Source organism: Sanguibacter sp. Z41_6 (genome assembly GCF_059621145.1).
This window is the reverse complement of record NZ_JCAQIF010000001.1, coordinates 948,912-962,726: the sequence shown is the minus strand read 5'-3', so window position 1 is coordinate 962,726 and position 13,815 is coordinate 948,912. Positions and strand designations below refer to the sequence as shown.

The window sequence follows — 13,815 nt, the reverse complement described above, 5'->3', positions numbered from 1 at the left end:
GCCGGACGCCGCCAGCGGATCGTCCTCACGCACAGACGCCCGTCGCCATCCCTGGCGGCGGGCGTCTGTGCGTCTCGGGCTCTCACTGCGTCTCCAGTCCTGCGCGTCTGCAGTTCTGCGCGTCTGCAGTCCTGCGCGTCCGCGGCTGTGCGTCTGCGGAGATCCGCTCAGCGGAACTGCGTGAACGACGCCGTCGCGGGGTCGGCCCCCGTGCGGCCGCCCCGCTCGAGGCCGGTCACCCGAGCCATCTCGTCCGAGTCGAGCTCGAACCCGAAGACGTCGAGGTTCGCGACGATGCGCTCCGGGGTGGCGGACTTCGGGATGACGATGTGCCCGCTCTGCACGTGCCACCGCAGGACGACCTGCGCCGGCGTCACGCCGTGGGCCTCGGCGATCGACACGACCTCGGGCGCCCGGAGGTCGTCGCCCCGCCCGAGCGGGCTGTACGCCTCGACCGCCACGGACGCCGCGACGCACGCGTCCGCGAGCTCGGCCTGCTGGAACGTCGGGTGCACCTCGATCTGGTTGACCACCGGGACGACCTCCGTCTCGGAGAGCAACCGGTCGAGGTGCTCGGTGAGGAAGTTCGACACGCCGATGGACCGCACGAGGCCGTCCGCGTAGAGCTTCTCGAACGCCCGCCACGTCTCGACGTACAGGTCCTTGCTCGGCACCGGCCAGTGGATGAGGTACAGGTCGACGTAGTCGAGACCCAGCTCGGACCGGCTCGCCTCGAACGCCTTGAGCGTCGCGTCGTAGCCCTGGTCGCCGTTGCGGAGCTTCGTGGTGACGAAGACGTCCTCGCGGGCGAGCCCGCTCGCCCGCACCGCTGCGCCGACGCCGGCCTCGTTGTAGTAGCCGGCCGCCGTGTCGATGTGGCGGTACCCGGCCTCGAACGCCGACTCGACGGCGCGCTGCGTGTCCTCCTCGGAGATCTGGAAGGTGCCGAACCCCACCTGAGGGATCTCGACGCCGTTGTTGAGGGTGATGGTGGGAACGTGTGTGCTCATCCGTCTTTCATACCCGACAGGACGCAGGTCCGCCCCGCGGGCGCTCGTCGCGGGCTAGCCTCATGAGTGAACCCCCTCACCGTGCCGTCGACCGTCAGGAGCTCACCGTGACACCCGGCCCCACCACCCCGCAGGCCCCGACGAGCGCACCGCTGCGCCCGGGACCCGAGGTCCGCACCCTGGCAGGCATGGTCCGCGGGGCAGTCGCCCGTGACGGCGTGCACGTCTTCCGGGGGATCCCCTACGCAGCGCCGCCCGTCGGCAACCTCCGGTTCCGTGCGCCCCGGCCCGCCACGCCGTGGACGGGCACCCGCACGTGCGTGCACGAGGGCCCCGTCGCACCGCAGCGCCCCGCCCACTCGCCGTGGCGGGTGGGGGCAGACGTCGAGCAGTCCGAGGACTGCCTCACCCTCAGCGTCCTCACCCCGGGCACACCTGCCGCCCCGCACGCCCCGGAGGACCCAGCCGCCGTCGGTGACGCCCGGCCCGTGATCGTCTGGATCCACGGGGGCGGGTTCGTCTCGGGGGCCGGCTCGATGCCCGCCCTGTCGCCCGAGACCCTCGCGGCACGGGGTGACGTCGTCGTCGTCACCGTGAACTACCGTCTGGGGGCGCTCGGGTTCCTCGACTTCTCGCGCTTCTCCTCGCCTCGTCGCACGTTCGACAGCAACGTCGGGCTCCGGGACGTCGTCGCCGCGCTGGAGTGGGTCCGGGACAACGTGGCCGGCTTCGGCGGCGACCCCGGCAACGTCACCCTCATGGGCCACTCCGCCGGGGCGACGGCCGCCACGACCCTCATGTGCGTGCCCAGCGCAGCCGGCCTGTTCCACCGGGTGATCGCCCAGAGCCCGGCCGTCGCGAGCGTCAACGGTCGCGAGCGCGCCGCGGGGTGGGCGAGCGACTTCATCACCTGGCTGCACACGACGGAGAGCCTCGCCGTCGACGCGCTCCTCGCAGCTCCACCGGCGGAGCTCGTCGCCGCCGGGACACGGCTGAGCGCGCTCGCCGCACGGGAGGCCCCGGGCGCACGGTGCATGAGCCCCGTGGTCGACGGCGACTTCCTGCCCGAGCACCCCGCCGACGTCTTCGCGGCCGGGCGTGCGCACCCGGTGCCGTTGCTCGTCGGGTCGACGAAGCACGAGGGCCTCGCCTTCCTCGGACGGCGCCACTCGGAGGTGCCCACGAGCGCCGCGGCGATCGACCTCATGTTCGAGATCACGGACCCCGCCGCCCAGCTGCGCGTCCTGTCCGCCTACCCGGGCTACCCGTCGCCGCGCGCCCGCGCCCAGCTGGGCGGGGACGCGCTCTTCTGGATCCCGGCGGTCCGCGCCGCCCAGGCCCACGCGGCACAGGCACCGACGTTCGTCTACCGCTACGACTTCACGACGCATGCCCTCAACCTCCGCGGGCTCGGCGGTGCGCACGGCACGGACCTGCTCCCCGTGCTCGTCGCGCCGTCCTCGCCGGAGACCCGCTCGGCGACATGGCTGGGTGGCGCCGAGGAGCTCGCTGCGCTGCGCGAGCGGATGCAGGACGAGTGGCTCACCTTCGCCCGTCACGGCGCTCCCGGTGGGCGCTGGCCCGCATACGACTCCGACGACCGCCCGACGATGATCTTCGACTCCCGGGACCGCGTCATCAGCGACCCGGGGCGTGAGCGACGGCGGGCCTGGGAGGGCACCGAGACCTACCGCTGACCCCCGCCGGGCGCCCTCGTGGGCCACGTCACACTTTCCTCCTGTGGATCTAGCGACGATGGCCCCGATATGGCTAGAGTTAGCCGCGAAGTTGCAGTGACTCGCACGTCTCACCCGCACCGGCGCGAGCTGGGGTGGTCCTCTTCAGGAGTGGACGACGGCACCGTGACGAGCGGCCCTCACAGGGGGGGTCGTCCGACGTACTCTTGGAGGAGTATCACCATGGCAGTTGGAACCGTGAAGTGGTTCAACGCGGAAAAGGGCTTCGGCTTCATCGCACCCGAGGACGGCAGTGCTGACGTCTTCGCGCACTACTCGGCGATCCAGAGCTCGGGCTACCGCTCGCTGGACGAGAACCAGAAGGTCGAGTTCGACATCACGCAGGGCCCCAAGGGCCCGCAGGCGGAGAACATCCGCCCCATCTGATGCGAGTCACGTCGCTGACGTGATGACCTCCCGAAGGCCCCGGTCGCGTGCGACCGGGGCCTTCGTCGCGTCCGGGCACGGGTTCCACGCGGCTTCGGATGCGGAACGCGGCTGTTCGTCGGATAGTGGCAAGCATGTCTGAGCACTGTGGACCCCTCGAGCTGGTGCTGGTCCGGCACGGTCAGAGCACAGGGAACGTGGCGAGCGCGTCCGCCGACCGTGACGGCCTCCCGCGGATCGCGATCGACCTCCGGGACGCCGACGTCCCCCTGTCCGCCACGGGCGAGCAGCAGGCCCGTGCGCTCGGCCGCTGGTTACGGGACCTGCCCGAGGACGAGTCACCCCAGGCGGTGTGGTCCTCACCGTTCGTGCGCGCGCAGGAGACCGCGCGCCTGGCGCTCGACGAGGCGGGGATGGCGTTGCCCCTGCGGCTCGACGAACGCCTGCGGGACCGGGACCTGGGAGTCCTCGACCGACTGTCGCTCGCGGGGATCCGCGAGGAGTTCCCCGACGAGGCCGAGCGCCGGCAGTGGCACGGGAAGTTCTACTACCGGCCGCCGGGCGGGGAGTCCTGGACCGACGTCGCCCTGCGCGTACGGACGTTCCTCGCCGACCTCGACCGGCTCGGCCCGCAGTCCCCGCGCCGCATCCTCATCACGTGCCACGACGCCGTCATCATGGTGTTCCGGTACGTCTGCGAGGGCATGAACGAGCAGGAGGTCCTCGAGCTCGGACGCACCCGGGGCGTGGCCAACGCCTCGGTCACCCGGCTGCGCCGCGAGGAGGGGGGCGACCCGTTCCGGTGGACCGCTGACCTCGTGAACGACGAGGACCACCTCACCGAGCACGGCGCCGCGCACACCGACCAGAAGGGCAGCACCGATGTCGCCTGATCCCGCCGCGCCGCAGACCGGCCCCGCTCCGCTCACCCCCGCGCTCCTGCGCGACTGGGGCCTGCCGACGCAGGTGGCGTCCAAGTACGACCGCGGTCAGGTGCTCGTCGTCGGGGGCGCCCGTGGCACGCCCGGCGCGGTCCTCCTCGCGGGGGTGGCCGCCCTACGGGTCGGGGCGGGCCGGCTGACGATGGCGGTCGCGGAGTCCGTCGCTCCGGCGTTGGCTGTCGCGGTCCCGGAGGCCGGCGTGGTCGGTCTGGCGGAGACGAGCTCCGGCAGCGTCCGGGGGTCCGGTGGCGACGTGCTCGCCGACAGTCTCGGCTCGTCCGACGTCGTCGTCGTCGGTCCGGGTCTCGACGACCCCGAGGAGGCGGTGGCTCTGCTCGAGACGGTCCTGCCGCTCCTGGGCGAGCAGACCCGCGTGGTCCTCGACGCGTTCGCGCTCGGGGTGCTCCCGCGGGTGCGCGACGCGGCGAGCGGACTGCGCGGGCGCCTCATCCTCACCCCCAACCCGTCCGAGGCCGCTCGCCTCCTCGAGGAGGACGACGCCGACCTCGACGACCCCGCCGCCCTGCACCGCGCGCTGCGCGGCGTGGCGGACGGATACGGCGCGGTCGTCTCGTGCCAGGGCCTCGTCGTCCCCCCGGAGGGTGCCGGGTGGGAGCTGACGACGGGCACCGGCGGGCTCGCGACGTCGGGCTCCGGCGACGTCCTCGCCGGAGCCGTCGCGGGCATCTGCGCGCGCGGGGTCGCTCCCGACCGTGCGACGGCGTGGGGCACCCACGCGCACGCCGTCGCGGGCGACAGACTCACCTCGGCGGTGGGCGCGTTCGGCTACCTCGCCCGCGAGCTCGCGGACGAGCTGCCGAAGGTCGTCGCCGAGCTGTCGGCCTGAGGGTCCCTCACCCGGACCCGGGGACGCCCGGGTCCGGGTGGGCACCCTCGCGGGCGCCGACCCGAGCCCCAGCCGTGGCCCCCTGAGCGGTGGTTCCCTCAGCCGTGGCGCTCGGCGTCGGTCCCGTGCTCCGCCAGGGGGTTGACCGCGGGACCCTCGAGCACGACGCCGTCGGGCGCGAAGCGCGAACCGTGCAGCGGGCAGTCCCATGTCCGTTCCGCGTCGTTCCAGGAGACGATCCCCCCGAGGTGCGGGCAGGTCGCCGAGCGCCGGTAGGTGCGGCCCTCGATCGTGCACACGGCGACCTGCGTGGCGCCGTCGCGCTCGATGCGCCCCTCGCCCTCGTCGGGGTCGCCCTTCGCACCCTCGACGGGCACGACACCCGGGATCGCCGCCTTGAGCCGGTCGGCGACCATCCGCACACCAACACCCGCGTTGATGCGGGCCCCCTCGAGGGCGCCGCTGAGGTCGTGGCTGCTCCAGCTGCGGAAGGCCTCCGCCCACGGCATGGAGCCACGCTCCGCGTCGCCCAGGACCGTCTCGCTCAGGGCGAGGCTTGCCGCGACCGCGTTGGTCATTCCCCACTTGTTGTACCCGGTGGCCACGAGGATCGAGTCGTCGCCCGGCGTGATCGGGCCGACGAACGGCAGGTGCGAGACGGGCTTGTAGTCCTGCGCGGACCACTGGTGGGTCAGCTCAGCACCCGGGAAGCGCTCCTGCGTCCACCGCACGAGGTCCTCGACCTGGGCCCGGGTGTGGGTCTCGCGGCCCACGACATGGCCGTTGCCGCCGACGAGCAGGAGGTCCCCGTCCGGGCCCGGGTAGGTGCGCAACGAACGGGTGGGGCCGTCCGCGGAGAGGTACATGCCCTGCGGGATCGCTCCCGGGACCCGGAAGGACAACGCGTAGGAGCGCATCGGCTCGAGCTGGGCGAAGAAGCCGCCCCGGTCGAGCATCGGTATGCCTGTCGCGAGCACCACCCTGCCAGCGGTCACCGTCAGCGGCTCGGTCGCCAGGCCCTGCGCCCCGCGCTCGACACGCAGGGTGTGCGGAGCTCCGGCGTCGACGCCCATGACGCGGCACGCCTCGAAGACGGCCACGCCGCGCTCGGTGAGCTCCGCGGAGAGTGCGTCGAGCACCTCCATGGGGTGGAACTGCGCCTGGTCCGCCAGGACGATCCCGCCCTCGTTGTCGTACTCAAGACCGACGTCGTCGCGCCACTGGACCGGCAGCCCGAGCCGCTCGGCAGCCTCCAGCTCCGCACGCACGGAGCGCACGCCCCTGTCGGTGACCGCGTACGTGACCGCGTGCCGGCGCTGGTAGGCCACACCGTGGCTGTCGAGGTAGCGCAGCAGCCAGGACTGCGCCTCGCGGTTGCCCTCGAGGTAGTGCCCGACGGTCTCCTCGTCGTGCCGGGAGAGCAGGTCGGAGTAGGTGGTCCCCTGCAGGAGCGACAGCTTCGCCGTCGTGTTGCCGGTCGTCACCGCTCCTGCGTGCCGCGCCTCGAGCACGACGACGGAGCAGCCGCCACGTGCGAGGAGCACGGCGGTCGTCAACCCGGTGAGACCGGCACCGACGACGGCGACGTCGTAGTGGGACCCGCTGACGAGCGGGTCGAGGAGCTGGTTCGACGGCGGTGTCGATCGCGCTGACCGGTCGAGCCACAACGAGGTGGTGTCCAGGAGAGTCATACCTCGATGATGCGCAACGCTCACGCGATCCGCGCGGTGAACGTCACGCGGTCCCGGTGGCGCCCTGCGTGACCGGCGCGCCACCGACGCCTGCTGCGGTTCGGGTCGGGTCGGGTCGGGGAGCAGGCTGATCGCTCATGGGCGCCGGGCGCCGGTCGATAGGACTGGATGAGGACGGCCGCTGGGATGCGGCTGCACACGGGCCACGGATCGGCCGCACCAGCGATACGAGGGCACAGTGAGCGGCATCGAGGCGATCACCTCGCGGATCCTGGACATCCGGTCCACCATCGGGGCCCTGGCCGGCCCGCGGACCGCGACGGGCGCGATGGGCCTGGTCGGCACCGCGTCGACCAGCGCCGCGTCGGCAGCGTCGGGCGCCGGCACGTTCAGCTCCGCCCTCGCCCAGGCCGTCGGCTCCGTCGCCCCCACCGGCGGCACGACCGGGGCCGCGCCCACGAGCGCAGCACCCCGGCTCAACGCCGACGGCGTGCCCGAGGACCTCGCGGTGTACGGGAACGGGAAGGTCCCGCGGGAGGCGCTCACCGAGATCGGGGGGACCGGTCACCGGCTCTGGGCACCTGCGGCGTCGTCGTTCGACGGGTTGCTCGCGGCCGCGAAGGCCGACGGCGTGACCATCGGGATCACCGACTCCTACCGCACCTACGAGAGTCAGGTGGATCTCGTCGCGCGCAAGGGCCTCTACTCGGAGGGCGGGCTCGCTGCCAAGCCCGGGACGAGCAACCACGGGTGGGGTCTGAGCGTCGACCTCGGGCTCGACTCCAAGGCCCTCGCCTGGATGCGTGCCAACGGGGCGGCGCACGGGTTCGTCGAGGACGTCCCACGGGAGCCGTGGCACTGGACGTTCCAGGGATGACCGAGCGGATGAAACGTGCGCGGCCGCCCGGTGGAAGTCCGGACGAACACCCACAAGTTCATCCATGGGGAGTTCTCCCCATACGTGTTCACCCGCGCACACCTTGAAGCGGTTCGGACCAGCGTCCTACTGTCACAGAGTGATCAGCCCGAAGCTCGACTCCGCCGCAACGGCGCCCGCGACGCTCCTCTCCTTGCGCCGCTCCGGCATGGCTGGCCTGGCGATGGCCCGCCTCACCGGCCGCTTCGAACGCGTCCTCGGCCCGGTCGTGCTGCCCGCTCCGGCCCGCCCCGCTCCCGTCCAGCGAGCCGCGGCCACACCGAGCCTCCTGCGCGCCTGAGCAACTGCGCCGGGCGCTGCGCCGGCGGGGTCTACCCCCGCGGCTCGCTGCCCTCGCCCGGGACCTTCCCACTGTTCTCCCGGATCTCGCGTCCCTTCTCGATGTCCTTCTCCGCCTTGGCCGCCTTCTTCTCGCTCGCCGTCGTGTCACGGGGCGGGAGCTGGATGAGCTTCTCCGCCTTGATCCCGGCCTCGAGCTCACGCCCACGCTCGATCTCGGCGTCGAGCTCCGCGCCGAAGAGCAGCGCAAGGTTGCTGATCCACACCCACAGGAGGAAGACGATGACTCCGGCCAGTGCGCCGTACGTCGCGTCGTAGTTCGAGAAGTTCGCGACGTAGAACGCGAACCCGGCCGAGGCGATCGCCCACACGAGGATCGCGATGATCGCGCCGAGGCTGATCCAGCGGAACTTCGGCTGCTTCACGTTGGGCGTGCCGTAGTAGAGCATCGCGATGACGACGACGACGAGCACGAGGACGGCGGGCCACTTGGCGATGTTCCACACCGTCACGGCCGTGTCGCTCAGGCCGAGCAGCCCACCGATGCTGCTGGCGACAGGACCGGAGGCGACGAGCATGAACGCGATCGCCGCGACGAGGACGAGCAGGATCGTCGTGAGGAGCAGCATCATGGGACGCAGCTTCCAGATCGGTCGGCCCTCGTCGATCTCGTAGATGCGGTTCATCCCGCGGCTGAAGGCGTTGACGAAGCCGGATGCCGACCACAGGGCTCCCGCGAGTCCGACGACGAGCGCGAACCCGGAGGCGGAGGACTGCGTGACCTGCTCGATGAGCGGCTGGATGCCGCTGAGCATGTCGGGCGGCACGTACCCCTCGAGGTCACCGATGATCTCGTCCGTGTTGCCCACGAGCCCGAGGATGGACACCAGGGCGAGGAGCGCGGGCGCGACCGCGAGGACCCCGTAGTACGTGAGCGCTGCGGCGATGTCCGTGCACTGGTCCTTCATGAACTCCCGGACCGTCTTGCCCAGCACGTACGTCCACGACTGCTTGGACATCTCGCGCGGGGAGTCTGGCTTGCGGGGGTCGTCGGGCGCCGGGGCGTTCTTGTCGGGGACCGTCTCGGGGCTGGTCTCGGCGGATCCGGTCATGGGCAGGTCTCCTCGTTCGGCGCGGTGGTCTCGTCCCATCGTGCGACGCGACCGCCCCCGCCGCGAGTCGGGAGACCTAGACGACGCGGGCGAGGAGGAGCGCCGTGTCGTCGTCGAGAGCCCCGCCGACCATGTCCTCCAACAGGGTCTGACCGAGCGTCTCGAAGTCGTGGGAGGCGTGCCGTCCCAGGACGTCGGCGAGGCGCCGCAGACCGTCGAGGATCGTCTCGCCGCGACGCTCGATGAGCCCGTCGGTATAGAGCACGAGCGTGTCACCGGGATGCAGGACCGCGGTGTGGTCGTGCCGGGTGATCGTCGGCAGGATGCCGAGCATGAGGTCGTTGCGCTCGCGCAGCACCTCCACCGAGCCGTCGGCCCGCAGGATCGCCGGCGGCGGGTGACCCGCGCTGGACCACTCGAGCGCGTATCCGCCCTCCGCGGTCCGGCGCAACCGCATGGCGATCCCGGTTCCCGTGGCGTTGAGCCCGATCCCCTGGTTGGCCCGGTCGAGGAGCGACAGGACGGCCGACGGTGGCTCGTCGTGCTCCCACGCGAACGCCCGGAGCATCGACCGCAGCTGACCCATGAGGATGGTCGCCTCGAGGTCGTGTCCCGTGACGTCACCGATCATGAGCGCGAGCGAGCCGTCGTCGAGCTCGACCGCGTCGTACCAGTCGCCGCCGACCTGTTCGTCGCGGGCCGCGGGCTCGTACACGGTCGAGAGCTGCAGCCCGAGCACGGTGGGCAGCGGCGTGAGCATCGCGGACTGGAGGCGCTGCGCGACGCTCTGACGCTCGGCGAGGAGCCGGGCGCGGTCGAGCGCCTGCGCGGTGTAGCCGGCGAGGGCAGCCTTGATGGGTGCGGACTGCTCGTTGAACTGGCGCGGCATGTCCCAGACGAGGGCGAGCACGCCGAGCAGCTCCCCGCTCGAGACGAGAGGCAGCAGTGCCCGGCCACCTCCGGCGCCCGGGTCCGCGGACGCGATCGACGGAAACTCCTCCGCCATGTGCGCGAAGTCGCGGTAGAGCGCGGTCTGACGGGTCCGCGCGACGTAGGAGAGCGGACGGTCGTCGTCGATGGACGCATCGATCCACTTCTCGTCGAGCCCGCTGAAGTACTCGCTCTGCGTGGTGTACCGCAGCGTCTGGCCGTCCTCGCTGAGCAGCGCGAGGGCGGTGTGGCGCACGCCCAGCCCGGTCGTGGCGACACGGCCGGCGATCTGCGCGACGTCCTCGACGGTGACGGCGTCCGCGAAGGCGTCGCTGAGGAGCAGGAGCAGCCGGTTCTTCCTGCTGTTCTGCGTCATGACCCGCTGGATCTCGCGCGCCCGCGCGTGCTCGGCCCGCAGCTTGAGCTCGGACGAGCACAGGGCGGCCAGGTCGTCGAGGAACTCGAGATCGTCGGCGCTCCACTCGCGCGGCGCGGTGTCCATGACGCACAGCACCCCGAGACGCTCAGGACCGGGGTCGCCGAGCGGGAAACCGAGGAACGAGGCGACCTGCGCGTCCGGGCCCGTGAGCCGCTCGACGAGCTGCGCGTCCGCGGCGACGTCGGGCACCACGAGCGGTGCGTCACGCGACAGGACGACGGCCCGGAAGCAGTCCCCGAGGTACGGGACGGAGTCAGCCTCCCAGGCGGCGGGCACCGCCCACGACGCGGTCTGCGGAGATCCCGCCTGCGAGTCGAGCGAGACCATGGCGACCGCCACGCCGAGACGAACCCGGGCGAGGCGGGCATACCGGTCACGCATCTCGTCGTCGAGGGACGGACCTAGCAGCGGTTCGAGGTCGTCACTCAGCGGCGGTGGCACGGGCACACGCCGATTATCCACTGTCCGGCGCGATTTTGGCCCCCCGCGTACCGTCGATCTATGAACCGCCTCTCCCGGTCCCTGTCGCCCTACCTCCGCCAGCACGCCGACAACCCCGTCGACTGGTATGCATGGGGCGAGGAGGCGTTCGCCGCCGCGCGTGAGCGCGACGTCCCCGTGCTGCTGTCCGTCGGCTACGCGGCGTGCCACTGGTGCCACGTCATGGCCCACGAGTCGTTCGAGGACGAGGCCACGGCCCGGCAGATGAACGCGGGCTTCGTCAACATCAAGGTGGACCGCGAGGAACGCCCGGACATCGACTCGATCTACATGTCGGCCGTCGTCGCGATGACCCGCCAGGGTGGCTGGCCCATGACGGTGTTCCTCACACCCGACGGGGCACCCTTCTTCGCGGGGACGTACTTCCCGCCCACACCCGTCCAGGGCATGCCGGCATTCCGGCAGGTGCTCGACGCCGTGAGCGTCGCGTGGCGTGACAAGCGCTCGGACCTCGTCGAGCAGGCGGCAGGGCTCGTCGAGCACCTGCGCGCGACGCCCGCAGAGCTGGGGACAGCGACCGGCGCGCCGTCGGCCGACGACCTCGCCGCGGCGGTCCGTGGCCTGGCGGACCAGCACGACCGCGCGAACGGCGGGTTCGGTGGTGCACCGAAGTTCCCGCCGTCGATGAACCTCGACCAGCTGCTGCGCCACCACGCCCGCACCGGCGATCCGGAGGCTCTCGCCCTCGTCGAGCACACCTGCGAGGCGATGGCGCGCGGTGGTATCTACGACCAGCTCGGCGGCGGGTTCGCCCGGTACTCCGTCGACGCCCGGTGGGTCGTCCCCCACTTCGAGAAGATGCTCTACGACAACGCGCAGCTGCTGCCCGTCTACGCCCACCTCGCCCGCTCGTCCTCGGGCGACGTCGCCCACCTGGCGCGGCGCGTCGCGGCCGAGACCGTGGAGTTCCTGCTCCGCGAGCTGCGGACCGAGCAGGGCGCGTTCGCGTCGTCCCTCGACGCCGACTCCGAGGGCGAGGAGGGACGCTTCTACTCCTGGACGCCCGCCCAGCTCGTCGAGGTCCTCGGGGAGGACGACGGTGCGTGGGCGGCGCAGGTGTTCTCCGTGACGCCGACGGGCACCTTCGAGCACGGCGCCAGCGTCCTCCAGCTCGTGCGCTCCGACCTCGTCGCGGCCACGGACCCCGGCACGGGCGAACCGGGCGAGGTCCGCCTGGCCCGGGTGCGCGAGGCGCTGCGCACCGCCCGCGAGCACCGGGTCCGTCCCGGACGGGACGACAAGGTCGTCGCCGGGTGGAACGGCATGGCGGTCGGCGGGCTCGCCGAGGCGGGCATGATCCTCGGTCGACCGGACTGGGTGGACGCCGCGCGCGTGGCAGCCGAGCACGTTGTCGGGCTGCACGTCGACGAGAGCACCGGGAACCTCCTGCGGGTCTCGCTCGACGCACGCCTGAGCAACGCCGCGGGCGTCCTCGAGGACTACGGCCTGCTCGCCGACGGCCTGCTCGTCCTCTTCTCCGCGACGGGCGAGCGCCGGTGGTACGACGTCGCTGAACGCCTCCTCGACGTGGTCCTCGAACGCTTCACCCAGGCCGGAGAACCGCAGGAGGACGGCACGCAGGCGCCCGCGGACTTCTTCGACACCGGGCTGGCGTCCGACGACGTCGCACTCATCATCCGGCCAGCGGACCCGGGCGACAACGCGAGCCCGTCGGGACGCTCCGCCGCAGCCGGCGCGCTCCTGCGCTTCGCCGCGCTCTCCGGTTCCCACCGGCACCGGGTCGCTGCGGAGGCCGCGTTGAGCGTCTACCCCGTGCTCGCCGGCCGGGCGCCACGCTTCGCGGGGCACGCGCTCTCCGTCGCCGAGGCCCTCGTCGACGGGCCACGTGAGATCGCGATCGTCACACCACAGCCCCCTGCGGGCGCAGGCCCTGACCGGTCACCCGACGACGCGGCCGATGCGCTCCTGCAGGTCGCCTGGGGCACGCCCACCGCCGGTGCCGTGATCGCCGTCGGTCCCGAGGGCTCGGACCACCCGCTGCTCGCGGACCGCCCCGCTCCGGTGCCCACGGCATACGTCTGCCGGGGATTCGTCTGCGAGCGCCCGGTCACCGAGCCGGGTGCGCTCGAGATGCTGCTGCACGACGCCCGATGAACGGGCCGAGGGGCTGGCGCGTCGCGGCCACGGGTCCCTCCCGGGACACGGCCGTTTAGCGGTAGCGTGTGCGCGTCGCGGAGGGCGCAGGAGGACGAGGGGGGCCTGCGACCTGGTGACCCAGGACTGCGGAGGAGAGAGACCATGAGCGCGTCTGAGTACTTGGAGCAGTACGCCGTCCGCGCCGCCGCGGCGCTCGGTGCCGACATCGAGGTGAGTGTCACCCTGCGACCGCACGGTGTGGCGGTCCGCGGCGCGAGCAGCAGTGAGCGCTCCGCCCGGTGCGACCAGGTCGAGACCCAGACGAACGTCGGCCCGTGCCTCTCTGCCATGGACCAGATGGTCGGACAGGTGGTCCCCGACCTCTCGCAGGAGTCTCGCTGGGAGGCGTGGAGCACCGCCGCGGCCGAGGCGGGCTACCGGTCCGCCCTGGCGATACCGGCACTCGCCCTCACGGACTCACCCGTCTCGCTCAACGTGTACTCCGAGCGGCTCGACCCCTGGTCGCCGACGGTGCTCACCACGGTGGACGCGTACACGCAGCTCCTTGCCCGGACGCTGCGCCTGCGCCTCGAGCTGTCCGAGCTCGAGGAGTCCACGGCGGGAACCTACGCCCAGTACGAGGACGCGGAGATCGTCGAACAGGCCATCGGCGCTCTCATGCACCTCAACAACGTCTCGGCCGGGAGCGCGCGGCGGATCCTCGAGACCCAGGCCGCACAGCGCCAGCGCACGTCACGGGAGATCGCCGAGACCTTGCTCCAGTCCCTCGGCCCCGCCGAGGCTGCATGGGCACGCGCCGCGAACGCCCTCAAGGGCTGACCTCCGCCACCGTCGGCCTCGTCCCGGGCTCGGGGCTCGGGGCTCGGGGCAGCCCACTAAAATGGTCG

12 protein-coding genes are annotated in these 13,815 nt (G+C 72.2%); 8 read left to right on the top strand and 4 right to left on the bottom strand.

The window, feature by feature from the left end; translation table 11 throughout:
- Window positions 1-167 precede the first annotated feature (167 nt).
- Window positions 168-1,010, bottom strand: coding sequence for an aldo/keto reductase (locus tag AC54T1_RS04545; RefSeq protein ID WP_484344137.1), 843 nt, complete (start codon window positions 1,008-1,010; stop codon window positions 168-170).
- Window positions 1,011-1,072: 62 nt separating this feature from the next.
- Here AC54T1_RS04545 and AC54T1_RS04540 point away from each other — a divergent pair, with 62 nt between their 5' ends.
- The 4 genes from AC54T1_RS04540 to AC54T1_RS04525 all read left to right on the top strand — a co-directional run bounded on the left by AC54T1_RS04540 (window position 1,073) and on the right by AC54T1_RS04525 (window position 4,921).
- The gene (locus AC54T1_RS04540) at window positions 1,073-2,707 is read left to right on the top strand and encodes a carboxylesterase/lipase family protein (protein ID WP_496911181.1); all 1,635 of its coding nucleotides are present in this window, start codon (window positions 1,073-1,075) and stop codon (window positions 2,705-2,707) included.
- Between the two features lie 222 nt (window positions 2,708-2,929).
- The gene (locus tag AC54T1_RS04535) at window positions 2,930-3,133 is read left to right on the top strand and encodes a cold-shock protein (RefSeq protein WP_066460786.1); all 204 of its coding nucleotides are present in this window, start codon (window positions 2,930-2,932) and stop codon (window positions 3,131-3,133) included.
- Window positions 3,134-3,267: 134 nt separating this feature from the next.
- On the top strand, window positions 3,268-4,026 hold the full coding sequence (locus tag AC54T1_RS04530; protein WP_496911180.1) for a histidine phosphatase family protein: 759 nt from the start codon (window positions 3,268-3,270) through the stop codon (window positions 4,024-4,026).
- Complete coding sequence (locus tag AC54T1_RS04525; protein ID WP_496911179.1) at window positions 4,016-4,921, top strand: NAD(P)H-hydrate dehydratase; 906 nt, start codon at window positions 4,016-4,018, stop codon at window positions 4,919-4,921. The genes AC54T1_RS04530 and AC54T1_RS04525 overlap by 11 nt, the downstream gene beginning before the upstream one ends.
- Before the next feature lie 98 nt (window positions 4,922-5,019).
- Here AC54T1_RS04525 and AC54T1_RS04520 read toward each other — a convergent pair whose 3' ends face one another.
- A complete protein-coding gene (locus AC54T1_RS04520; protein ID WP_496911178.1) occupies window positions 5,020-6,612 on the bottom strand; it encodes an FAD-dependent oxidoreductase in 1,593 nt (530 codons plus the stop codon).
- 238 nt (window positions 6,613-6,850) lie between these two features.
- Here AC54T1_RS04520 and AC54T1_RS04515 point away from each other — a divergent pair, with 238 nt between their 5' ends.
- Both AC54T1_RS04515 and AC54T1_RS04510 read left to right on the top strand, forming a co-directional pair.
- Complete coding sequence (locus AC54T1_RS04515; RefSeq protein ID WP_484344132.1) at window positions 6,851-7,489, top strand: M15 family metallopeptidase; 639 nt, start codon at window positions 6,851-6,853, stop codon at window positions 7,487-7,489.
- A gap of 139 nt (window positions 7,490-7,628) precedes the next feature.
- Window positions 7,629-7,829, top strand: a complete 201-nt coding sequence (locus tag AC54T1_RS04510; RefSeq protein WP_496911177.1) for a hypothetical protein — start codon at window positions 7,629-7,631, stop codon at window positions 7,827-7,829.
- A gap of 31 nt (window positions 7,830-7,860) precedes the next feature.
- Here the strand turns inward: AC54T1_RS04510 and AC54T1_RS04505 are convergent, their stop codons facing one another.
- Window positions 7,861-8,940, bottom strand: a complete 1,080-nt coding sequence (locus AC54T1_RS04505) for a YihY/virulence factor BrkB family protein (protein WP_484344130.1) — start codon at window positions 8,938-8,940, stop codon at window positions 7,861-7,863.
- Window positions 8,941-9,016: 76 nt separating this feature from the next.
- Window positions 9,017-10,756 (bottom strand): GAF domain-containing SpoIIE family protein phosphatase, encoded by a 1,740-nt coding sequence (locus tag AC54T1_RS04500; RefSeq protein ID WP_484344129.1) that lies wholly within the window; start codon window positions 10,754-10,756, stop codon window positions 9,017-9,019.
- 54 nt (window positions 10,757-10,810) lie between these two features.
- On the opposite strand from AC54T1_RS04500, the gene AC54T1_RS04495 reads away from it, so the two are divergent.
- Together AC54T1_RS04495 and AC54T1_RS04490 are read left to right on the top strand one after the other, a co-directional pair.
- On the top strand, window positions 10,811-12,925 hold the full coding sequence (locus tag AC54T1_RS04495) for a thioredoxin domain-containing protein (RefSeq protein ID WP_496911176.1): 2,115 nt from the start codon (window positions 10,811-10,813) through the stop codon (window positions 12,923-12,925).
- A gap of 144 nt (window positions 12,926-13,069) precedes the next feature.
- Window positions 13,070-13,747, top strand: a complete 678-nt coding sequence (locus AC54T1_RS04490; protein WP_484344127.1) for an ANTAR domain-containing protein — start codon at window positions 13,070-13,072, stop codon at window positions 13,745-13,747.
- The last annotated feature ends 68 nt before the right edge of the window (window positions 13,748-13,815 follow it).